22 protein-coding genes and 2 pseudogenes are annotated in these 21,441 nt (G+C 64.8%); 9 read left to right on the top strand and 15 right to left on the bottom strand.

The features are described from left to right. The coding region (locus tag I5M_RS32550; protein ID WP_148287971.1) for a hypothetical protein at window positions 1-471 on the bottom strand (471 nt) is incomplete at its 3' end. Between the two features lie 370 nt (window positions 472-841). Here I5M_RS32550 and I5M_RS27030 point away from each other — a divergent pair. After that, entirely contained in the window at window positions 842-1,294 is a 453-nt protein-coding gene (locus tag I5M_RS27030; protein ID WP_244432105.1) for a hypothetical protein, read from the top strand. Window positions 1,295-1,358: 64 nt separating this feature from the next. Here I5M_RS27030 and I5M_RS34515 read toward each other — a convergent pair whose 3' ends face one another. The 3 genes from I5M_RS34515 to I5M_RS27015 form a co-directional block, all read right to left on the bottom strand. After that, window positions 1,359-1,538 (bottom strand): hypothetical protein, encoded by a 180-nt coding sequence (locus I5M_RS34515; protein WP_159104039.1) that lies wholly within the window; start codon window positions 1,536-1,538, stop codon window positions 1,359-1,361. Window positions 1,539-1,561: 23 nt separating this feature from the next. Beyond that, window positions 1,562-1,792 (bottom strand): hypothetical protein, encoded by a 231-nt coding sequence (locus I5M_RS33405; RefSeq protein ID WP_148287970.1) that lies wholly within the window; start codon window positions 1,790-1,792, stop codon window positions 1,562-1,564. 81 nt (window positions 1,793-1,873) lie between these two features. Then, entirely contained in the window at window positions 1,874-2,338 is a 465-nt protein-coding gene (locus tag I5M_RS27015) for a hypothetical protein (protein WP_031337734.1), read from the bottom strand. Between the two features lie 198 nt (window positions 2,339-2,536). Between I5M_RS27015 and I5M_RS31065 the strand changes: the two genes are divergently transcribed. The 3 genes from I5M_RS31065 to I5M_RS27000 all read left to right on the top strand — a co-directional run bounded on the left by I5M_RS31065 (window position 2,537) and on the right by I5M_RS27000 (window position 4,822). Then, window positions 2,537-3,022 (top strand): YegJ family protein, encoded by a 486-nt coding sequence (locus I5M_RS31065; protein WP_244432106.1) that lies wholly within the window; start codon window positions 2,537-2,539, stop codon window positions 3,020-3,022. 30 nt (window positions 3,023-3,052) lie between these two features. Continuing rightward, a complete protein-coding gene (locus tag I5M_RS27005; RefSeq protein ID WP_022724249.1) occupies window positions 3,053-3,841 on the top strand; it encodes a hypothetical protein in 789 nt (262 codons plus the stop codon). 795 nt (window positions 3,842-4,636) lie between these two features. Then, entirely contained in the window at window positions 4,637-4,822 is a 186-nt protein-coding gene (locus I5M_RS27000) for a hypothetical protein (protein ID WP_022724248.1), read from the top strand. Window positions 4,823-5,030: 208 nt separating this feature from the next. On the opposite strand, the gene I5M_RS26995 is transcribed toward I5M_RS27000, so the two are convergent. Further along, the gene (locus I5M_RS26995; RefSeq protein ID WP_022724247.1) at window positions 5,031-6,323 is read right to left on the bottom strand and encodes a flavin-dependent oxidoreductase; all 1,293 of its coding nucleotides are present in this window, start codon (window positions 6,321-6,323) and stop codon (window positions 5,031-5,033) included. Window positions 6,324-6,489: 166 nt separating this feature from the next. Here I5M_RS26995 and I5M_RS31060 point away from each other — a divergent pair, with 166 nt between their 5' ends. Together I5M_RS31060 and I5M_RS26985 are read left to right on the top strand one after the other, a co-directional pair. Next, the gene (locus I5M_RS31060) at window positions 6,490-7,020 is read left to right on the top strand and encodes a DUF2314 domain-containing protein (protein ID WP_148287968.1); all 531 of its coding nucleotides are present in this window, start codon (window positions 6,490-6,492) and stop codon (window positions 7,018-7,020) included. Then, window positions 7,017-7,475 carry a hypothetical protein gene (locus I5M_RS26985; RefSeq protein ID WP_022724245.1) on the top strand — a complete coding sequence of 153 codons (459 nt, stop codon included), beginning with the start codon at window positions 7,017-7,019 and terminating at the stop codon, window positions 7,473-7,475. Before I5M_RS31060 ends, I5M_RS26985 begins: the two co-directional genes overlap by 4 nt. Here the strand turns inward: I5M_RS26985 and I5M_RS26980 are convergent. Further along, complete coding sequence (locus tag I5M_RS26980; RefSeq protein ID WP_022724244.1) at window positions 7,472-8,746, bottom strand: acyl-CoA dehydrogenase family protein; 1,275 nt, start codon at window positions 8,744-8,746, stop codon at window positions 7,472-7,474. The two genes, I5M_RS26985 and I5M_RS26980, sit on opposite strands and share 4 nt — an antisense overlap. 156 nt (window positions 8,747-8,902) lie before the next feature. Between I5M_RS26980 and I5M_RS30705 the strand changes: the two are divergent. Further along, window positions 8,903-9,683 (top strand): annotated as a pseudogene (locus I5M_RS30705) (enoyl-CoA hydratase-related protein). A 479-nt stretch (window positions 9,684-10,162) separates the two neighbouring features. Here I5M_RS30705 and I5M_RS26970 read toward each other — a convergent pair. From I5M_RS26970 to I5M_RS30700, 3 genes and pseudogenes are all read right to left on the bottom strand, one after another. Further along, window positions 10,163-10,561: a DUF6285 domain-containing protein gene (locus tag I5M_RS26970; protein ID WP_022724243.1), complete on the bottom strand. Its 399-nt coding sequence runs from the start codon at window positions 10,559-10,561 to the stop codon at window positions 10,163-10,165. Between the two features lie 59 nt (window positions 10,562-10,620). Beyond that, entirely contained in the window at window positions 10,621-11,619 is a 999-nt protein-coding gene (locus I5M_RS26965; protein WP_022724242.1) for a phosphotransferase family protein, read from the bottom strand. A gap of 7 nt (window positions 11,620-11,626) precedes the next feature. Beyond that, window positions 11,627-12,425: pseudogene (locus I5M_RS30700) on the bottom strand (enoyl-CoA hydratase/isomerase). Window positions 12,426-12,585: 160 nt separating this feature from the next. Between I5M_RS30700 and I5M_RS26955 the strand changes: the two are divergent. Together I5M_RS26955 and I5M_RS26950 are read left to right on the top strand one after the other, a co-directional pair. Further along, window positions 12,586-13,362, top strand: coding sequence for an SDR family NAD(P)-dependent oxidoreductase (locus I5M_RS26955; RefSeq protein WP_022724241.1), 777 nt, complete (start codon window positions 12,586-12,588; stop codon window positions 13,360-13,362). Between the two features lie 14 nt (window positions 13,363-13,376). Further along, window positions 13,377-14,888 carry an acetyl-CoA acetyltransferase gene (locus I5M_RS26950; RefSeq protein ID WP_022724240.1) on the top strand — a complete coding sequence of 504 codons (1,512 nt, stop codon included), beginning with the start codon at window positions 13,377-13,379 and terminating at the stop codon, window positions 14,886-14,888. Window positions 14,889-15,115: 227 nt separating this feature from the next. Here I5M_RS26950 and I5M_RS26945 read toward each other — a convergent pair whose 3' ends face one another. The 6 genes from I5M_RS26945 to I5M_RS26920 form a co-directional block, all read right to left on the bottom strand. Further along, the gene (locus I5M_RS26945; protein ID WP_022724239.1) at window positions 15,116-16,339 is read right to left on the bottom strand and encodes an efflux RND transporter periplasmic adaptor subunit; all 1,224 of its coding nucleotides are present in this window, start codon (window positions 16,337-16,339) and stop codon (window positions 15,116-15,118) included. Window positions 16,340-16,355: 16 nt separating this feature from the next. After that, window positions 16,356-19,553: an efflux RND transporter permease subunit gene (locus tag I5M_RS26940; protein WP_022724238.1), complete on the bottom strand. Its 3,198-nt coding sequence runs from the start codon at window positions 19,551-19,553 to the stop codon at window positions 16,356-16,358. Between the two features lie 215 nt (window positions 19,554-19,768). Next, window positions 19,769-20,545 (bottom strand): 2-oxo-tetronate isomerase, encoded by a 777-nt coding sequence (otnI, locus tag I5M_RS26935; RefSeq protein ID WP_022724237.1) that lies wholly within the window; start codon window positions 20,543-20,545, stop codon window positions 19,769-19,771. A 9-nt stretch (window positions 20,546-20,554) separates the two neighbouring features. Next, window positions 20,555-20,809 carry a hypothetical protein gene (locus tag I5M_RS34510; protein WP_022724236.1) on the bottom strand — a complete coding sequence of 85 codons (255 nt, stop codon included), beginning with the start codon at window positions 20,807-20,809 and terminating at the stop codon, window positions 20,555-20,557. After that, on the bottom strand, window positions 20,806-21,006 hold the full coding sequence (locus I5M_RS26925) for a hypothetical protein (RefSeq protein ID WP_022724235.1): 201 nt from the start codon (window positions 21,004-21,006) through the stop codon (window positions 20,806-20,808). The genes I5M_RS34510 and I5M_RS26925 overlap by 4 nt, the downstream gene beginning before the upstream one ends. Before the next feature lie 42 nt (window positions 21,007-21,048). After that, window positions 21,049-21,441 (bottom strand): ABC transporter ATP-binding protein (locus tag I5M_RS26920; protein WP_022724234.1); only part of this gene is annotated, 393 nt, incomplete at its 5' end.

Raw genomic sequence — 21,441 nt, 5'->3', positions numbered from 1 at the left:
TTGCGATGATCTCGCCTTGAAATTACGCAGCGTCACGTCCGTTCGGATGGAATCACGCAGCCCGTACCGGGGGTCGAAGGTATCAAGGCTGAAACTTCGCTCTATATCACCTACGCCTGGCAGATTGAGAGCGCGTACAGCAACACCGAACGCGGCGTGGACTACGATACCATACATCGATGGAGACATTGTTGGAAGATACTCGACCGCATTCATCACCCCCGCCAAGCACTCACTAAGCGCCTCGGATGTTTCATCAATCTCTTGGATCCCCGTGAGGAATCCATCGGAGGTCGTCTGTTGGACCGTGCCTTCTAGTGCCCATCTGCCAAGCAAATCACGCAGTTGATCTACTCTAAATCCCGCTTTTATTTCTGAGCGGAGTTGGCACCACGTTTTGATAAGTTCCTTGAATTCAAAAAGCTCTTGTCTCACTGCAGAGGTAGAATTGTTACCAGCGATCACTTTCATTTCCGCGCCTCCTCTCAGCGTGTTCTCAATCTACGATTTTATTCCCATTGTCAATAGTACTTCGGCAAGCAAGCGTAGGGCGGGAAAGGCGCTTCGCGCCGTGCCCACGTCTTGAGGCGCTGTGATCCGGATGGGTGGGCACGCTTCGCTTTGCCCACCCATCGACGGCAGCCCGTAGGGCGGATGGATGCGCAAAAGCGTAATCGGACATTGCGCCGAGCCAAGCGGTGCGTGTGGCTGGGCGGGTTACGCCTTCGGCTAACCCGCCCTCTGATCTGCTTTGCGGCCGCATCCGTTCGCCCTAATCTGTCCCCCCATGCGCCGCCGCTACCACCATGGTCCCCGTCCCTCCGTTCCCGAACCGCGCCCTGTGCTGCTCGCGGCGGTGCGGGATTTCGTGGTGGCGGCTTCGGCGATTGACGGCGTGCGGCGGATCGCACTGATCGGGTCGCTGGTCACCGACAAGCCGGTGCCGAAGGACGCGGATGTGCTGGTGACGATCGAGGCCGAGATGGACCTCGGCACGCTGGCCCGAGTCAGCCGCCAGATGCAAGGCAAGGCCAACAAGATCAATCTCGGCGCCGAAGCCTTTCTGGCCGATCAGGACGGCCGCTATCTTGGGCGGATCTGCCATTGGCGTGACTGCCGTGCGCGCGTGTTGTGCCGCGCCCAACACTGCGGCGCGCGCGAGCACCTCAACGACGATCTGCACGTCGTGGCGCTGTCCGCGAAGCTGATCGCCGAGCCGCCGCTGGAGCTGTGGCCGACCATCGTCCGCCGCGTCCGGCCGGCGGCGGACGTCGAGGCGATCTTGCTGGCGTGAGGATGGCGATCTGCGGAGTTCGAAGAACCCGCATATCGCTTCGCTCATGCGGGCTACGTGGCTACTACGTGGCTACGCCGCCGAGCACCCGCAACTGCGGCCTCACCCACCCCCGCCTCATCTTCACAGCCAACGCCTCTGCATCAGCAAAGTCGTTTGCAGTGATGTTGAACGTCGGGTGCCGGCGGAGCGGTTCGCAGATCCTGGGGCGGGAGACCACCTCGTTGCAGACGAGAATCTTCATGACCTCGCCCACGTTGGCGGCGGTCAGTCGTTGGATCTGCAACAGGCCGCGTGGGCCAATGACACTGCGACGCGGGGAGTTCGGAAACTTCTGAGCTGGCCGTCGGGCAGGACGAAAGTGAAGTCCTCATGGGCCTCGATCGCGAGGATGTCGCGCAGCTCCACGTCGACGCGTTGGCGCCGAACGACTAGCGACAATGCCATCGGCCGTTCCGTGGTGCAGTCGCCCGTGATGACGGTAAATCTGTTGGTCATGGCGTCTCTTCCCGCCCCCCAGCCGTAGGATGGGTCGAGCGCAGCGAAACCCATCCACCAATTGCGGCATCGAACCTCGCGCTACTTGCGAGCGGAGTCCTCCATCGAACGTCGCATCATCTCCATGATCTGCGGTCCGCTCCGCTCCAGATCGACCGCCACCTCGCGCGCACGCGCCGGCGAAATCAGCCGGCCCTCTTCGTCATCGAAAATGACGCCACCCGTGGCCTCGGCGTACGCAGCCGGGACCCAATAGGCAGCGGCGCCGACGTCGAAATCGGCGCCCCAGCGGAACGCCAGCACGTCGCGCCACGGATGATCGAATGTGATGTGAGGAAGGTCTGCCATCAGCTCCGCGGCATCCCAATGATCGCATTCGAACGCGGTCGGGCGATCGCGCAGCATCACCGGCAGCGCGCCGCCGAGCTCGGCGAAGGGTCGCTCGGTCGATAGCTGCAGCGGGTCGCCGGCCGCATCGATCGCCTGTTGCCACGCCTCGATACTTTCGAGGCGCCGGTCGGAGAACACATACATTTCCATCGACATGACAAACTCCTTCATCAAATAGCGAGGACGATCAGCCATCGATCGGGCTCGCAGGTCCGCGCCGAGCCGGCCCCCGGCTACACGCATACCGTTTTTTTAAATAACTACTCGCCATTCTTGACATGCCGAACATATCATGAACAAATCGGCTGGCAAGTTCCTTGGGATAAATTTTTGGGGGCGGCGATGTTGTTGTGGGTGATACTTCCGTTAGTTGCTTTGGTCGCCGGTCCGAGCCGGGCGCAGACGCTGATCGACAAGGCCGCGCGTGACGACACCGCGCAGGTCGCCAATGACGATCCGGAAATGAAGGCCGCGATCGCCAGGGCGCGCGCCGGGCTCGATGTGTTTCTCGCGCGCGCCGACGATCCGGACGCCGATCAGCGCGACTTCTCGGTCAAGGTCAAAGTGCCGCTGCGCGATCACTCCGAGTTTCTGTGGCTGCGCCCGTTCGTGCGCGACGGCGACCGCTTCGTCGGCCGCGTCGTCAACACGCCGCAGGGTATAGCCAATCTGAAATACGGCGACCGCCTCGCCTTCCAGCGCAAGGACATCGCCGACTGGTTCTACAAACAAGGCGGCCGCGTCATCGGCAACTACACCGCGTGCGTGCTGATCGCGCGCGAGCCGCCGGAGCAGCGTGCCGCCTTCCGCGATAATTACGGCATCGACTGCGAGCGCTGATCCCTTCGTTATCGCATCAGGAGTGCTCCGATGTTGTCCCCTCTTGCCGCCCATCGCATGCGCGGCGAAGACGCGCCGCTCGACCTCTTGCTCGACAGCGCCGATTGGCATCCGGTGATCGGCCTGATCAACGGCTGGGCCAAGCAGCCGCTGAGGTCGCCCTGCGGCTACGCCTCGGCCGAACTCGACGCCATCGGGCGCCGCTACGGCCTGCGCTTTCCGCCGCTGCTGCGCGAATGGTGGCGGCTGGCGGGGCGGCATCCGCTGGTGACCGCCGACATGAGATCCGTCAACTCGTGCTTGCTCGGGCCGGAGGATTGCGTGCGATTCTCGCGCGGCGATTTCCTGATGATCGCGCTCGACGATTTTCAGACCGAGAGCGGCAACGGCATCCTGACGAATTTCCTGTCGCATCCGGATCCCGAGATCTTCGGCCTCAACACCACCACCACGCCCGAAGAAGCGCCCGGCCTCGACTGGTACAAGGGCAAGTTCATCGTCACCGGGCTGCGGGTGCCGACGCTGATCTTCGTCACCCTGCTGTATCATCTGTTCCACAGCGGCGAAAAACTGCGCGAGGACGCCGTGAACCTCGTGCTGGAGGACGACAGCCTCGAGCACGTCCTGCCCGACCAGCGGATGATGACCGAACTCGGGCTGACGCCGTTCGCCAATCCGACGATGATCGGCGACACCTACAGCGACGGCAGCGACGTGATCTATCACTGGATGCGCGGCTTCGCCTGCCGCACCGAATTGGCCGCACGACGTGTCAGCCGCATCGTGCCGGTGAAGCGGCGCGAGTGGGATCCATCGTAATCGAATCCGCAGAATGGGTTGAGTGCAGCAAAAACCACCCTACGGGCATCGGCCTCGCCATAGGTTTGTAGCCTCGATGCCGCGAAGTACCAGATCGACAGCGCCCGCGACTTGGGCGGCAACCCGGATTGCGCTTCGCTCCATCCGGGCCACGGGATACCCGACGGCTCACCGAAATTCCACCATTGATTTTATTCCTATTCGATATATCCTCCGCCCGTCCTGTCCGTGAGGGGCGCTTCTCGAGGGCGCTTGTGAAGCGGGACAGATCACTCGGTTGGGCAACCAGCCGGGTCAATGTCCGGCGGAGCTGGCGTCAGCCAGCGAAGCCGGATGGATGCGGCCCCTGCGGTCGTGCCTCGCAAGCACGATCCCGGGCGGCCTCGGGGCGACCGGTCCCGGCCCACTCAGAGGCTCCGCGGTAGTCTGCTGCCGGCATCCAGGCGAACGGCGGGAAACCCGTCGGGATGGCGAGCCGTGGCTCGCGCCTGGATGCTGAAGAACCGTCCCGAAGCCTGCAAATGCCGCGGTGGGCGCGCCGGCGAGGCGCCGCGGTTACTTCGTCAGAAGTGATCGCGCTCTATCCACCAACACAGCGCCTCCCGGCGCGCCCCCGCCCCTCGCTGCGACAGCGACGGGCACACAACTCGGACGCACCCCGCGCCGCGAGATCGCAGCTTCTTGCGCGCAAGCGGCGGCGCGCCGTTAACTCCGCCTTAACCATAACGATCAGCTGACGCGAACCGAACAATTGACACGGCTGTTATCAGCGCATCAGCAGATCGGGAGACGAACATGAGCGAAGCGACCTTGATACTTCCCAACATGCGCGGCGGCTGCGCCACCGCGAACGGCAAGGTGCACACGCTGTTCCAACTCAGCAGCCGCAGCCACCGCAAGATGGCACGGCCGATGGCGGTGAACGAAGCACCAGCGCAGTCTTCAGAGTCGGAGACAGGCGAACAAGACCGCAACACCTAGAGCAGCCTGCCCCTCGCTAAGATCACCACCGTCATCCTGAGGTGCCCGCGGGGCCGCGCTATGCGCGGCGCTGCGGGCCTCGAAGGATGAGCCGCGAGCTCTTGGCCGCATCCTTCGAGGCGCGCTACGCGCGCACCTCAGGATGACGACTCGGTGCCCTTGATTAGTTACACCGCGCGCCCTGCAGCGCGCCGAACTACTAGCGCAACTACACGCCCACCACTTCCTTCACCTTCGCCCCCGGCGCGATCGTCGGCGGCGAGGCGTTGAGCTGATCGATGGCGAAGCCGGCGGCAGCCTTGTAGCCGGCCATGAAGGTGGTGCGCTCGGTCGGCGGAATGACGTCGTCGATATTGTCGAAGGTTCCGCCGCAGCGCTCATCGACCAGGTTGAGCAGACCGAACGGGCCGGCGCCGCGGTTGCGCAGGATCAGCTGCGAGATCGGGCCGCACAATTTCTGATCGAATGCTGCTAGCGCCGCCGGCGTCGCGCCGTGCGCCACCATCGCGGCGCCGAGTTCGCGCGCATCCATGATCGCCTGGCTGCCGCCGTTGGAGCCGGTCGGATACATCGCATGCGCGGCGTCGCCGATCAGCAGCACCGGACCGTCCTGCCAGGTACTAATCGGATCGCGGTCGATCATCGGATTTTCGTAGGCGCAGTCGCTGTCGCGCAAGAGCTGCGGCACGTCGAGCCAGTCCCACACCCAGCCGTCGAAATGATGCGCGAACTCCTTCAGCTCGACCGGCCTGAACCAGCCGGCCTGCTTCCAGCCGTCGGCATTGTCCATCGTCACTTCGGCGATCCAGTTGATCATCGACAGCCCGGTCGCGGGATCGGGATGCGAGATCGGATAGAACACCACGCGATGCTTGTGCGTGCCGAGCCCGACGAACGAGGCGCCGGTGCGGATCGGCTTGCCGAGCGTGGTGCCGCGCCACATCACCGCGCCGCCCCAATGGATCGGCGGCTGGTTCGGATGCATCTGGGCGCGGATCGCCGAGTGGATGCCGTCGGCGCCGATCAGCAGCGAGCCGCCCAGCTGCGAAGAGCCGCCGTCGGCGTGTTCGAGCGTGACGCTGACGCCGTCCGCGGTCTTGCGATACGCGGTGACGCGGCGGCCGAGCTGAACAGCGTTCGCGCCGAGGCGTTCCACCACCTTGTCGTGCAGCAGCATGTGGAACCGGCCGCGATGCACCGAATATTGCGGCCAGCGATAGCCGGCGAGTTTGCCGCGCGGCTCTGCGTAGATGTCGTTGCCGTTGAGCCCGACCAGCGCCCATTCCTTCGACGGCAATCCGACGCGGTCGAGATCGACCTCGGTGATACCGAGGTCGCCGAGCTCGCGCACCGCATTGGGCTGCAGATTGATGCCGACGCCGAGCGGCCGCATCTCGCGCGACGCCTCAACCACCACACAGGGCACGCCGATCTGATGCAGCGTCAGCGCCGCCGCAAGCCCGCCGATGCCGCCGCCGGCAATGATCACTTGGTCGCTCATCCGGACGTCCCTGCCCTGCGATTGATTTGCGGCCTGCTTAGCCAGCAACGGCCGGCGAGGCAACCAGCCGGGCGCCGCGATGTCCGGGTGATGACCGACTTGACGACTGGAACATAACGGGAACAAACTGCCGGCGATTTTTGAAGACGAGCATTTGCGGCGGTCATTGCCGGAGGGAGCCATGCTCCGCGTATTGTTGCTTATTGCCCTTGGATCGGCGGCGTTTGCGCCTGCCGCCGCTAGGAACCTGCTCGAAGGCGCCGAGCGCGACGAATTGCACTGGGTCGAGGAGGACGATGCGGCGATGAACGCCGCCGTCGCCCGGGCTCGCGCCTCCCTCCCCGGCTTTTTGGAGAAGGCCGCGTATCCGCGCATCAATCAACGCCAGTTCGCCCTCAAGGTCCGCGTGCTGCTGGGCGATGGCCGCAGCGAGTATCTGTGGGTGCGTCAGTTCGCCAATCAGGACGACAACTTCATCGGCATCGTCTCGAATATCCCGCGCATGGTGCCGGGCCTGAAGGAAGACGGCATCCTCGTCTTCAATCGCGAAGACATCTCCGACTGGATGTACCTGGAAGGCGGCCGCATGATCGGCAACTTCACCATGTGCGCGATGCTGACCTCCTCGCCGCAAGAGCGCGGCGGGTTCGAGGCGAAGTACGGGCTCGACTGCACTAACGGCGGAGCGGAGAGATGATCGCACAAGCTGCCGAGCTGCACGTCACCCTCGATGTCGACGACGTCACCGGGCGCTGCGATTGCTGCGGCCACGTCAGCCGCGAGGTCTGGGGCACGATCGAGACCGACGAAGAGGCCGTTGCTGTTTATTCCGTGCATTGGACGATCGGGCATATCCCTGATCTCGGCGCAGAGATCGATTTGCTGATCGGCCGCTGGGGCGATGGTACCAGCGCGGCAGACCGGGTCGCGGTGCGGATGCATCACTTCATCGGCCCAACCGGCCCTGCCGTGATGGTGCAGGATGCCAGCCTAGCCCGCGGCCGCGAAGCCCTGGCCGCAACCGCGCTGAAGCGCGACGACATCATCGGCACGCCGCGCGCCGACGAGGTCTTCGCGCTGTACGACGCGCTCGCGCTGCAGGACTGCCGGCTCGCCGAATTGTTCGGCGTGCCGCCGCCGTGTGCGAACTAATGCTTGCCCGCGCCCATGTAGCCGAAAAGGAAGCCGGCGACCTTGCGCATCTGGATCTCCTCGCTGCCCTCGGTGATGCGATAGCGGCGATGATGGCGATAGATGTGCTCGAACGGTTTGTGGCGCGAATAGCCGATGCCGCCGTGCACCTGAATGGCGCGATCCGCCGCCTGGCCGCACAGCCGGTTGGCCCAGTAGTTACACATCGACACCTTATCCGAGAGCGTATGTTCGATCTGCGCCTGGGTCATCTGGTCCATTTCCCACGCCGTCTTGCGGATCAAGAGGCGCAGCATCTCGGCCTGCGTTGCCAGTTCGACCAGCGGAAACTGGATCGCCTGGTTGCGCGCCAGCTCCTCGCCGAACGGTTTTCGCTCACGCGCGTACTTGACGCTTTCATTGATGCAGAACACCGCAGCGCCGAGCGAACTTGCCGCCTGGCGGATGCGGTTCTCGTGGACGAAGCACTGCGCCAGCGACAGCCCGCGGCCGATCTCGCCGAACAGCGCGTCCTCTGTCACGAACACGTCGGTGAAACTGACGCGCGGATGATCGGTCGGCATGTTGAAGGTCCACAGATATTCCTCGACCTTCACGCCGGGCTCGTCGGCCGGCACCAGGAAGCAAGTAATTCCGCGCGCGTCGCCGTCGTTGCCCGAGGTGCGGGCGAACAGCGCGCAATGCGTGGCGACGTGCATGCCGGTCGTCCACATCTTGGCGCCGTTGATCACCCAGCCCTTGTGGCCATCCCGCACCGCTTCGACCGCGCGGGTCTCCATATGCGTCGCGTCGGAGCCGTGGTCCGGCTCGGTCAGTCCGAACGTGATGCGATATTTGCCGGTGATCGAGCCTTCGATCATCGCCTTCTGATCGTCGCGGCCATAGAGGTCGAGCATCTTCACCAGCGGGAAGTTGCCGACGATCGAGTGCTCGTTCTGCAGATCGTTGTGCAGGCCGAGCCCCTTGGCGGCGAAGTGCTCGCGGATCACCGCCATGCCGAGATTGGAGCCGTCACGGCCGCCGTAGCGCTTGGGCAGCGCGTAGCGCAGATGCCCGGCTTCGTCGGACAGATCCTTGGCCTGGCGCAGCAGCGCTTCCCATTCGTGACGCGGCAGTCCGCCGCCTTCGAAATCGGTGCGCGCCCACTCGCGGCGATGATCGAAGAAGCGGATGTTGTCGTCCGCAGCTTCCAGCGGCTTGATCTTGGCGTCGATGAAGCGATCGAGTTCGGCGAGATAGGCGACCAGATCGGCCGGCAGCGAGAAGTCCAAGGCGCGCTCCCACTTTGTTTGTTGTCGTTGTTGTTTGTCTTGGTTGTTGTTGATCTTGTTAATCGTACGATTAACATGCGGCGCACGACCCAAGTCAAGCGCGCCAGCATTCACATCAAGCGCGCCAATTCTGCCCAACGAAAAAAGGAAACGCCGATGGCGCTGCAGTTCTCGACCGTCACCCGCAAAGGCCCCGTCACCATCGTCACGCTGGCCCGGCCCGAGGTCTACAACGCCCTGCACACCGACGCTCATTACGAACTCGAGGGCGTGTTCAACGAATTCGCGGCCCGATCCGGACCAGTGGGTGGCGATCATCACGGGCAGCGGCGACAAGGCGTTCTGCGCGGGCAACGATCTGAAATGGCAGGCCGCCGGCGGCCAGCGCGGCTGGGGCGTCAGCGGCTTCGCCGGCCTGGACTTGCGCTTCGACTGCGACAAGCCGATCATCGCCGCCGTCAAGGGCGTGGCGATGGGCGGCGGCTTCGAAATCGCGCTGGCCTGCGATCTCGTCATCGCGTCGGAGAACGCCACCTTCGCGCTGCCGGAACCACGCGTCGGCCTCGCTGCGCTCGCCGGCGGCCTGCATCGCCTGCCGCGTCAGATCGGGTTGAAGCGCGCCATGGGCATGATCCTGACCGCCCGCCACGTCTCCGCGCGCGAGGGCTACGAGCTCGGCTTCGTCAACGAAGTCGTGCCGCAAGGCCAAGCCCTGGCGGCCGCCGAGCGCTGGGCCGAAACGATCTGCGGCAATTCGCCGATGTCGATCCGCGCTTCCAAACAAACCATCACCCGCGGCCTCGAAGTCTCCCTGCAACAAGCCATCGCCGAACAACGCGACTACCCGGCTGTGCAGGCCATGATCGGCTCGCAGGACTTCATCGAGGGACCCAAGGCCTTCTCGGAGAAGCGCAAGCCGCACTGGGTGGGGAAGTAGTTACGGCTCCCGCACACACTCTCTCCGTTATTGCGAGCACCCGGCTCCGCGCTACGCGCCATCCGGGGACAGGCTCCGCGAAGCAATCCAGCCGGGTGCACGGAGCTGGATTGCTTCGTCGCTCCGCTCCCCGTAATGACGCAAGGGGCTTGGCTTGTTAGCAGTCAGTACGCGCCTCTCCCCGTCATTCCGGGGCGCGAGCACAGCTCGCGAACCCGGAATCCATAACCCCTGTGTGAATTGTTAGGTCGACGTACGGCTCCTCCGTCCTTCACCGTGAGTTCAGGGATTATGGATTCCGGGTTCGCGCTACGCGCGCCCCGGAATGACCACCATGGAGTCGTCATCCTGAGGTGCGAGCGTAGCGAGCCTCGAAGGATGCGGCTGCAGGCGCGGCGCCGCACTACTCTATAATCTAGTCCTCGCGACGCTCATCACCTGCAGCTCATCCTTCGAGGCCGCCGCTGCGCGGCGGCGCCTCAGGATGACGATGAATTCGCAGGAGCGCTACTATCAACCTCCCGCCGATAGCTCGCGTAGGTCGGCTGATCGACCGCGAGCTTGGCGAGCGTGGTGCGCCACAGGTGATCCTTCAAGCCCGGCGTCGACAGATCGACGGCGCCGGAGGCGATCAGCGACGACAACACGCTGTTCAGCTCGCTCAAAGATCCATCACGTCCCAACAAACTTTGCAGCCGCACCAATTCCTGGGCGTCGCTGTCGCCGGCGAGCGTCAATTGCCGCGCCACCAGATCGAGCGCGTTGATGCCGACGCGGAGCTTGAACGCGGCGTGGCCGCTGATCTGCGGCGCGATCTGGTCGCGCAGAAATCCAGCGACCGCAGTGATCAGTTCATCGAGTCTCGGTTCGTCCTGCATCCCACGATCCTCGTCCTACGCAGCACGGCCATCCGATCGAACCAACGCGGTCATCCGGATCAGCCCCGCGGCGCCAGCAGCCGCAGCAGATCGATTTCGGTCTCCGAAGCGCGGCGGCCAATCATCGCGCGCTCCATCGAATTTTCTGGACTCTGGCGGAAGCGCTGCATCATGCCGCAGCACATGATGCCCCAACGCAGCGTGCCCATCACTTCCCAGAATTTCACCCGCCCGGCATCCACCGTGAGGCCGCTCGCTGCCTCGTAGCCGGCGAACATGTCCTCGCGCGAACCGAAGCCGCCGGCCGGCTTGTCGATCGCACCGAACCGCCACGAGTTGACGCACACCCAGCCGAGGTCCTCCATCGGATCGCCGAGATGCGCCAACTCCCAATCGAGCACGGCGCGCACGCCGTTCGGCCCGATGATCAGATTGCCGTTGCGATAGTCGCCGTGCACCAGCGTGATCCGCGACGACGGACCTGGATCGTTGTCGGCTAACCAACGCAGCGCCAGTTGAAACACCGGCCGCGGCCACCCGAGGTTGCGAACCTCGGTGCGTAGTAGATCGATTTCTTCGGTCGAGCTCAGCATGCGCAGCGTCGGCAGCGCATCGCGCGCGACGCTGTGAATCCGCGCGGCAATTTCGCCGAGTTGACGCGCCAGCTTCGGTCGCGCTGCGGCGAACGCATCGTCACGCAATATCTTGCGCGCGATGGTCTCACCCTCGACCTTCTGCATGAAGAAGCCTTCCCCGAGCCCATCCTGCTCGGTGAGAACATGCAGCACCGGCGGCGACGGCACGCCGGCCGCGCCTGCAAGCTTCATAAGTTCGGCTTCCGCCGCGAGACCTGCAGCACGTCCCGACACGCTGCCGTAACCAGGCGGCGAGCGGCGCAGGATCGCTGCGAGATCGCCGCCGGCGCGTTCGATGGTGAACGACAACGTCTCCTGACTGGCGCCGCCCGACAGTTGCACCAGATCGCGGATGCCGGTCGCGCCCGCGCACCAGGCGCGGACGCTCTGCCCGAGCAGTTCAGCGAGATCGGCTGCGGCCATCGCCGCTTTATTGCCCTTGAACTGAGCCGGGCGCTTTCTCGAGGAACGCACCGACGCCTTCCTTGAAATCTCCGGTCGAGCCGGCGACGCGCTGGCATTCGAATTCGAGGTTGAGCTGTTCCTCGAACGATTTCTCCGGCGAATCCCAATACAGCTTGCGGATCAGCGACAGCGCGATCGTCGGGCCGTTAGCAAAGATCGTGCGCGAGCTTCATCGTCTCGGCCCACAGCTTGGCGTCGTCGTGAACGCGATTGACCAAACCCCATTCCAGCGCCTTGTCGGCCGGCAGTTTTTCGCCGAGCAGCGACAGCTCGACCGAGCGCGCCTTGCCGATCAGGCGCGGCAGCAGCCAGGTCGAGCCGCAATCCGGCACGAGACCGATGCGGCGGAACGCCTGCAGGAAGTAGGACGATTTGGCGCACAGGATCATGTCGCCCATCAGCGCGAAGCTCATCCCGGCGCCCGCAGCCGGACCATTGACCGAAGTCACGATCGGGCAGTGCAGCCGACGCAGCCGGCGCAAGAACGGGTGGAAGGCGGTCTCCAGCGCCGCGCCGGCGCCCTTGCCGCTGCTCATCGCGCCGGTGGAGTTGCGGCCCTGCAGATTGGCGCCGGTGCAGAAAGCGCGGCCGGCGCCGGTGATCACCAGGCAGCGCACTTCGGCGCGCTTCTCGTCGATCGCATCCAGCGCGTCACCGAGACCGCCGAGCATGTCGGTCGACACGGCGTTCATAACCTCCTGATGATCGAGCTTCAGGATCGCGACCGGGCCGTCGAAATCGAGCGTGACGTGTTTGAACTGCATGTCGTTTCCTCGAGGTGTCCGCGTTATTCCGCGAAGTGGAAGGCCTGCTTGATCGCCAGCCATATTTGATTTTTGCGACGCGCTTGTCCATGGTCCAGCCCACAGCAGCGCGCGGCTGCCGAACGGTGTAGCGCGCACCCGACAAAATGGAAACGCCTCAATGAGCATCTTCGATCTGAGCGGCCGCGTGGCGATCGTGACCGGCGGCAATGGCGGCATCGGTCTCGGTATGGCGCAGGCGCTGGCGAGCGCGGGCTGCAACGTCTCGATCTGGGGTCGCAACGCAGTGAAGAACCATGCTGCGCTGGAGACGCTGAAGGGTCCGGGCAAGTCCGATGCGCGGATCTGCGACGTCACCGATCCGGCTTCGGTGAAAGCCGCGATGACGGCGACGCTCGACAAGTTCGGCCGCGTCGACGGCTGCTTCGCCAATGCGGGCATCGGCGGCGGCGGACGCCAGGCCTTCATCGATCGCACCGAAGCGCAATGGCGCGAGATGTTTTCGACCAATCTCGACGGCGTGTTTCACGTCTTCCAGGCCGCGGCGCGGCACATGACCGAGCGCGCCGCCGACGGCGATCCGTTCGGCCGCCTGGTTGCGACCTCCAGCCTCGCCTCGCTGTTCGGTACCGCCCGCAACGAGCACTACGCGGCGACGAAATCTGCTATCAACGCGCTGATCCGCGCGCTCGCGGTCGAACTGGCGCGCTACGGCATCACCGCGAATGCCATCCTGCCCGGCTGGATCAAGAGCGACATGACCGCCGGTCTGATGGGCAACGACAAGTTCGTCAGCAACGTGATGCCGCGCATTCCAGTGCGCCGGTTCGGAGAGCCCGAAGATTTCGGCGGCATCGCTGTCTATCTGATGAGCAAGGCCTCGAGCTATCACACGGCCGATACGATCCTGATCGACGGCGGCTACACCGCGTTCTGATCGAAGTGACGACCATGGCTGCATCACTCTCGCCCGATCGCGTTCCCGTCATCGTCGGCGTCGGCGAGATCGCCGATCACCCCAAGGAGGTCACTGCGGGGCTGGAGCCGCCGGCGTTGCTCGAACAGGCGGTGCGACGCGCCGGCGACGACAGCGATGCGGCGTTGCTGCGCGAAATCGACTCGCTCGATATCGTCAACTTCCTGAGCTGGCGCTATCACGCGCCCGAGCAGTTGCTGGCAAAACGACTCGGCGTGGCGCCGCGGCATTGCGCTTACGGTCCGGTCGGCGGCGAGAGTCCGATCCGCTTCATCCACGAAGCCGCGCTGCGCATCGCCCGGGGCGAAGCCCGCGTCGCCGTGGTGTGCGGCGCCGAGGCGCAATCGACCGCGACCAAGGCGGCTCGCGCCAAGGTCGATCTGCCGTGGACACCCTACGCACACGATGCGCCGGAGCCGAAGCGCGGCGCAGCGTTTCAAAAGCCGCTCGCGACCAAGCTGGGCGTCGCGCAGCCGATCACCGTGTATCCGCTCTACGAGGCCGCGACCGCTGCGCATTGGGGCCAGACGCCGCGGCAAGCGCTCGCGGAGTCCGGCGTGCTGTGGTCGCGCTATGCGCAGGCGGCTTGCGACAATCCGCTGGCCTGGATCAAACGTCCGTTCGCTCCAGACGAAATCACGACGCCCTCGCCCGACAACCGGCTGATCGCATGGCCCTACACCAAGCTGATGGTCGCCAACCCGAGCGTCAACCTCGGCGGCGCCGTCCTGCTGACATCGCTGGCGCGCGCGCGTGCCGCCGGCATCGCGGAGGAGAGGCTGGTCTACATCCATGGCGGCGCCTCCGCCGAGGAGCCGCGCGATTACTTGGCGCGCGATCAGTTCATCCAGAGCCACGCGCAGGATGCGGTGCTCGAGACCATCAACGCGATGGTCGGCGGTGACGGCCGCGCGTTCGATGCCATCGAGCTGTATTCGTGCTTCCCGGTGGTGCCGAAGATGGCGCGGCGCACGCTCAAGCTCGGCGACGACGTACAGCCGACCGTCACCGGCGGGCTGACCTTCTTCGGCGCGCCGCTCAACACCTACATGACCCACGCCGCCTGCGCGATGGTGCGGCGGCTGCGCGCCGGCGCCAAGCTCGGCCTGCTTTACGGCCAAGGCGGCTTCGTCACCAAGCACCATGCGCTGATCGTCTCGCGCGAGCCGCCGGCAGAGCCGCTGAGCGAAACGGTCAGCGTCCAGGCTCGCGCCGACGCGGCCTACGGGGCGGTGCCCGAGTTCGTACCGGAAGCCACGGGTTCAGGCACTGTCGAGACGTTCACGGTGACCTACGATCAGCGCGGCGAGGTTCGGCACGGCGTGGTGATGCTGCGCACGACGGACGGCGCCCGCACATTGGCGCGCGTGCCGGCGCAGGATCAAGCGACTCTAGCGCGTCTCACCGATCTCGATCGCAGCCCCATCGGCGGGCGTGGCGTCATCGCGATGGCCGACGACGGCGTGCCGGAGTGGCGTGTCGCGTAGTTCGCGCGAGAGCGCGTCCTACTCTTGATGGAATCGCAGTCCGTGCGCCGACTTCCGCCGTCATCCTGAGGTGCCCGCCGGGCCGCGCTTTGCGCGGCGCGGAGGGCCTCGAAGGATGAGCCGCAAGCACTTGGCCGCATCCTTCGAGGCGCGCTTTGCGCGCACCTCAGGATGACGACTCTCCCCTCGCGGAGACTGTGCCGCTTCAATCAGTCGGTGGAACGCCCCTATCCCTTCACGTCCTGCGGCTTCTCAGCCGCGGTCGGCTTGCCCTTGGCGGCGTCGTCGCCGACGACGCGGACTTTGTCGCCGTCGGACAGGCCGTCCGGCGGCGCGACGATGATGCGGTCGTCGGGCACGACGCCGGAGGCGAGCTCGATGTCGCGGCCGAGGTCGCGGGCGATCGTCACCGGCTTGAGCTTGACGCGGTCGTCGGGACCGACGGCGGCGACGCGCAGGCCGGCGCGATTGAAGATCAACGCGCTCGCCGGAATGAACAGCGGCGTGCCCTCGCGCGCTAGCGTCAGCTTTACGCTGGCATAGCTTCCCGGCATCAGTTCGCCCTTGCTGTTGTCGAGCCCGAGCTGCATCCGCGTCGTGCCGGAGGCGACATCGACCGCTTGCGACGACGCTTCGACCGTCGCCAGGAAAGTTCGATTGGGATACTCAGGCAACGTGATCACCGCCTTTGCGCCGATCCGGACCATCGGCACGTAGTTCTGCGGTACGTTGACGTAGACGCGCAGCTTGGCGATGTCGGAGATCACGAACATCGCCGGCCCCGTGCTCGAGCCGGAGTTGATCAGCGCGCCGACATCGGTGTTGCGCTCGGTGACCACGCCGTCGAACGGCGCCGTGATCTTCTTGTAGCCGGCGAGCGCTTCGAGGCGTTCGACATTGGCCTCGCCGGACTTCACCGCGGCCTTCTTGTTCGACAGATCGGCGGTGCGCTCGTCGATCTCCTGCGCGGAGACAAAGTTCGACGCCACCAGAGTCTTGCGGCGGTTCAGCGTCGCTTCCGACAATCTTGCGCTGGCCTGCTGACTCAAGAGATCGGCGCGGGCCTGCAGCAGTTGCTGATCGAGATCGGGCGCTTCGATCTCGGCGATCACCTGCCCGGCCTTGACCTTGGCGCCGATGTCGGCGCTCCAGCTCTTCACGTAGCCGGAGACGCGCGCGTAGATCGGCGCGCGCGAATAGGCCTCCAGCCGGCCCGGCAGATCGAGCGAATTGGTGAGGGCCTTGGCGTCGGGTTTGGTGACCGCGACGCTGGAGATCGCCTGCTCGTCGGTCCAGGTGCGCAGCTCCTCCGAGCTCTTCTCCCGCGCGCTGATGCCGGTGACGACGACGGCGACCGCGCCGCAAGCGAGCAGTGCGCCGGCGATGCCGAGGCCGCGCCGCGACTTACGCCGCGGCCGTTCGCCCTGCTCGGGCGCCGATTGAACGGGCATGCCGTGATCCGGCGGCTCAGTGGACATGCGACAGCTCCCCGGACGGCGCGGCATCGGCCGCGGGCGCGAACTTCTTGTGGACCATGCTGAACACCACCGGCACGAACATCAGTGTGGCGATCGTTGCGAAAATCAGACCGCCGATCACGGCGCGGCCGAGCGGCGCATTCTGCTCGCCGCCCTCGCCCAGGCTGAGCGCCATCGGCGCCATGCCGATCACCATCGCCAGCGCTGTCATCAGCACCGGGCGGAAGCGGACGAAGCCGGCTTCGAGCGCCGCTTGTACGGGATCCCCGAGCACCGCGTAGCGCTCGCGCGCGAACGAGATCACCAGCACGCTGTTGGCGGTGGCGACGCCCATACACATGATGGCGCCCGTCAGCGCCGGAACCGACAGCGTGGTCCCGCTCGCGAACAGCATCCAGACGATGCCGGCGAGCGCGGCCGGCAGCGCGGTGATGATCACGAACGGATCGGCCCAGGACTGGAAGTTGACCACGATCAGCAGATAGATCAGCACGATGGCGCCGAGCAGGCCGAACAGCAATCCGGAGAAGGCGCTGTTCATGGTCTGCACCTGACCGAGCAGCACCACCGAAGAGCCTTTCGGAACGTCGGCCTTGGTGTCCTCGATCACCTTGCGAATATCGGCCGAGACCGCGCCGAGATCGCGGCCCTGCGTGGTGGCGAAGATCTGCACCATCGACTGAATGTCGTATTGCGAGATCACCGCGTTGCCGACCGAGCGCTTGATGTCGGCGATGCCGCCGAGGATCGGCGCGTTGGTGCCGGCGCTGCCCGAGGCTGAAATCGGAATGGTCTCGAGCTTGCCGAGCGAGTCGATCTGATACTGCGGCGTCTGCATCACAATCGAATACGACACGCCGTTGTCGGGGTTCAGATAGTAAGTCGGCGCCACCTGAGACGAGCCGGCGAGGTTCACCACCAGGCTGTTGGTGACGTCACGCGTGGTCAGGCCGACATATTGGGCGCGGGTGCGATCGACGTCGATGTTGAAGGTCGGGTTGTTCGGCGACTGCTGGATGCGCGCATCGGCGACGCCCGGAATGCGCTTCACCCTGGCGAGCAGCTTGCCGGCGTATTCGAAGTTCGCCGCGAGATTGGCGCCGCGAACCTGCAGGTCGATCGGGGCCGGCGCACCGAAGTTGAGGATCTGGCTGACAATGTCGGCCGGCAGGAACGCGAAGGTCATGCCGGGAAACTGCCGCGGCAGCTGCTCGCGGAGCTCTTTGACATAACGTTCGGTCGGCTCGTGCTCCGGCTTGAGCTTGATCTGGATGTCGGCGTCCTGGGTGCCGATCACGCCGGTGTTGTTATAGGTGAGGTTGATGCCCGAGATCGGCATGCCGATGTTGTCGGTCATGGTATCGATCTGGTCCGGCGGGATGATCTTGCGCACCGCCTTCTGCACCTCGGCCATCTGATTGGCCGTCTCCTCGACGCGGGTGCCGACCTGGGTGCGGACGTGCATCAGGATCTGACCGGCATCGACCGAGGGGAAGAAGTTGCGCCCGAGATACGGCACCAGCACGAACGACACAGCGACGACGCAGAGGAAGCCGCCGACGAATACGCGGCGATGCCCCATCGCCAAGCTCAGCAGGTCGCCATAACCGTGACGGAAGCGAGCGAACACCCCTTCGAAGCCCTGCTGAAACCGCACCAGCGGATTGCGCGACGGTTTGCGACCCTGATGGCTATCGTGAGGGACGTGCGGCTTGAGCAGATACTTGGCCATGGTCGGCACCAGCGTGCGCGACAGGATGAACGACCAGATCAGCGCGAAGATGACCGCCTCGGCCATCGGCACGAACAGGAAGCGGGCGACGCCCTGCAGGAAGAACATCGGCACGAAAACGATGCAGATACACAGCAGCGACACGAACGCCGGCGTCACGATCTGATTAGCGCCATCGAGGATCGCCGGCTCGACCTGCTTGCCCTGTTCGAGATGCCAATTGATGTTCTCGATCGTCACCGTCGCGTCGTCGACCAGAATGCCGACCGCGAGCGCGAGGCCGCCGAGCGTCATGATGTTGAGCGTCTCGCCGATTGCCGACAGGCAGATGATGGCGCCGAGCACCGACAGCGGGATCGATACCGCAATGATCAGCGTCGAGCGCCAGCTACCCAGGAACAGCAGAATCATCACGCTGGTGAGCAGCGCGGCAACGACGCCTTCGAATGCGACGCCCGAGATGGCGCCGCGCACGAACACCGATTGGTCGCCGATGAAGCCGATCTTCAGCGCCTCGGGCATGGCGTCCTTGACGTCCAGCACCTTCTGTTTGATGCCGGCGATGATGTCGAGCGTCGACACCGCGCCGGCTTTCAGCACCATCATCAGCACCGAACGGTTGCCGTTGACGTGGACGATGTTGGTCTGCGGCGGATTGCCGTCGCGCACGCTGGCGACGTCACGGATGTAGACCATCGCGCCGTTGACGGCGCGGATCGGCAGATTGCCGAGTTCCTCGATCTTGAGCGGCGAATTGTTCAGCTGGATGACGTACTCGAATTCGCCGATCTTCTGGGTGCCGACCGGCGTGATCAGGTTCTGCGCGGCGAGCGCGTTGGCGACGTCCTGGGCGGAGAGTCCCCTCGCCTGCAGCGCGCTGGGATCGATGTCGATCTGGATCTGGCGCTGCTTGCCGCCGAACGGCCACGGGATCGCGGCGCCCGGAACGGTGACGAGCGGCGTGCGCAGCTGATTGATCGCCAGATCGGCGAGGTTCTGCTCGGTCAAGCCGTCGCCGGACAGCGCGAGCTGGATGATCGGCACGGTCGAGGCCGAGTAGTTGAGGATCAGCGGCGGCGTTGCGCCGGGCGGCATCTGCTTGAGCAGCGTCTGCGAAATCGCCGTCACCTGCGCATTGGCGGTGCGGATGTCGACATTCGGCTGGAAGAAGATCTTGACGATGCCGAAGCCGTTATACGAGTTGGCGACGATGTGCTCGATGTCGTTGACCGTGGTGGTCAGCGCGCGCTGAAACGGCGTGGTGATGCGGCCCGACATCTGGTCGGGCGGCAGGCCGGTGTACTGCCAGACGACGCCGATCACCGGAATGCGAATTTCAGGGAAGATGTCGGTCGGGGTGCGCAGCGCCGCCAAAGGGCCGACGATCAGCAGCAACAGCGCCAGCACCACGAACGTGTAGGGCCGGCTCAGTGCGATGCGGACCAGCGCGATCATTCGTCAGGTCGTCCCCGATCATGTGGCTTGGGAACGGCCGCCTCCTCGGCGGGCCGTTTTGGTGATTTACCGAAGCGCAGGCAATTAGCCAAGCGGCGCAGGCGCATGCCTGTCGCGACTGGGCCGCGATTTGTCGCATCTTGGCGCTTTGTATGCCCACCCTCACGACAGAGTGATTGCAGCGCAACATGAGGGTGGCTGCGCCCTGCCCGGAACTACGTCGCGCGATACGGCGCGAACCAGCCGAGCCCTTCCGCCGTCCTGCCGCGCGGCCGATATTCGGCGCCGACGAAGCCGGCATAGCCGAGCCGGTCGAGCTCTTCGAACAGGAACGGATAGTTCAGTTCCTCGCCGTCCGGCTCCTGCCGCGACGGCACGCTGGCAATCTGGATGTGGCCGATGATCGGCAGCAGCTCACGCAGCCGCGTGATGGTGTCGCCGTGCAGGATCTGGCAGTGGTAGCAGTCGAACTGGAGCTTCAGATTGGGGATGGCGAGTTCGCGGACGAGACCAGCGGCGAAGTCGACATCGCCCAGGAAATAGCCCGGCGCGTCGCGATGGTTGAGCGGCTCGATCAGCACGTCGATGCCATGGGGCGCAAAGAAATGCGCCGCGACCGCGACGGCGCGGCGGAAGGCCAGGACGCTCGCCGTGTCGTACCGGTCGGCGTTGCCGGCCAGCAGATGCAGCCGCTTGACGCCGGTCGCCAGCGCATAAGGCAGCGCGGTGCGCAGGCTCTGCTGCAGCTCGGCGAACTTGTCCGGTCGCGCTGCAAAGCCCTTTTCACCGTTCACCCAGTCGCCCGGCGGCAGGTTGAACAGTGCTTGGGTCAGACCAAAACGGCGCAGCCGCTCGCCGATGGCGTCCGGATCGTGCTCATAGGGAAACAGGAATTCGACCGCGGTGAAGCCGGCCGCAGCCGCAGCCTCGAAGCGATCGAGGAAGGGATATTCGGTGAACAGCAGGCTGAGATTGGCGGCGAAGCGGGGCATGGACGTTTATCACTTCACAAGCGAATCATAATCCGCGTGTGTGCCTATCCAGAACCACAGCATTCCCTCGTCGATAGGGAGTGCCAGGGCGCGATAGCGAAGCCCGACGCGGACAGAGAAAAAACGGCCTATCCGCTTGAAGTGCAACGAGGGATGCTCTGGATCAGCCTTTAACAGCTCGAAGTTCTTATCGGCAATCGCGCGGATCGGTTGCGGAAGCGCGCGATAGGCGACCCAGAATCCTGGGCTCGCCAAATGTCTCACAGATCGCGCGAGCGACCGTGACGATGCTCTGCCAGAGCTTCGGCGGCAAGCTCGTCTAACTTCCCGGCAGTGGCGTCCCGTTCAATCCGCTCATCGAAGCGCGCGGCGTCATATTCGGCGAACCAGGCGCGAAACCGCGCCAGCTGTTCGACCGACAGCCGCTCGACCGCTTTTTCGATGTCTTCAACGCTGCTCATAAGGCCATTCTAGCAGAACAGCTGTCCGCCGAGAACCAGCCTCTACAGCCCCAGATACGCCTTCCGCACGTCCGGGTTGTCCATCAGCTCGGCGGCCTTGCCCTGCATCAGAAGGCGGCCGGTCTGAAGGATGTAGGCGCGGTCGGCGATTTCGAGGCATTCGGCCATGCGCTGTTCGACGATCAGCACCGTCATGCCGGCGTCACGGATCTTCTTGACCGACTGGAAGATCTCGCTGACCAGCTTGGGCATGATGCCCTGCGACGGCTCGTCGAGCATCAACAGCCGCGGCCGGGTCATCAGCGCGCGGCCGATCGCCAGCATCTGCTGCTCGCCGCCCGACAGCGTCTGCGCCATTTGGCCCTGGCGCTCGCGCAGGATCGGGAACAGGTCGAACAGCCAGGCGAGCTGTTTTTCGCGCTCCTCGTCGGACTG

This window comes from Rhodopseudomonas sp. B29, assembly GCF_000333455.1.
Taxonomy (GTDB): domain Bacteria; phylum Pseudomonadota; class Alphaproteobacteria; order Rhizobiales; family Xanthobacteraceae; genus Rhodopseudomonas.
Note: the sequence above shows the minus strand (reverse complement) of the source record. Positions and strands in the feature narration are given on the sequence as shown.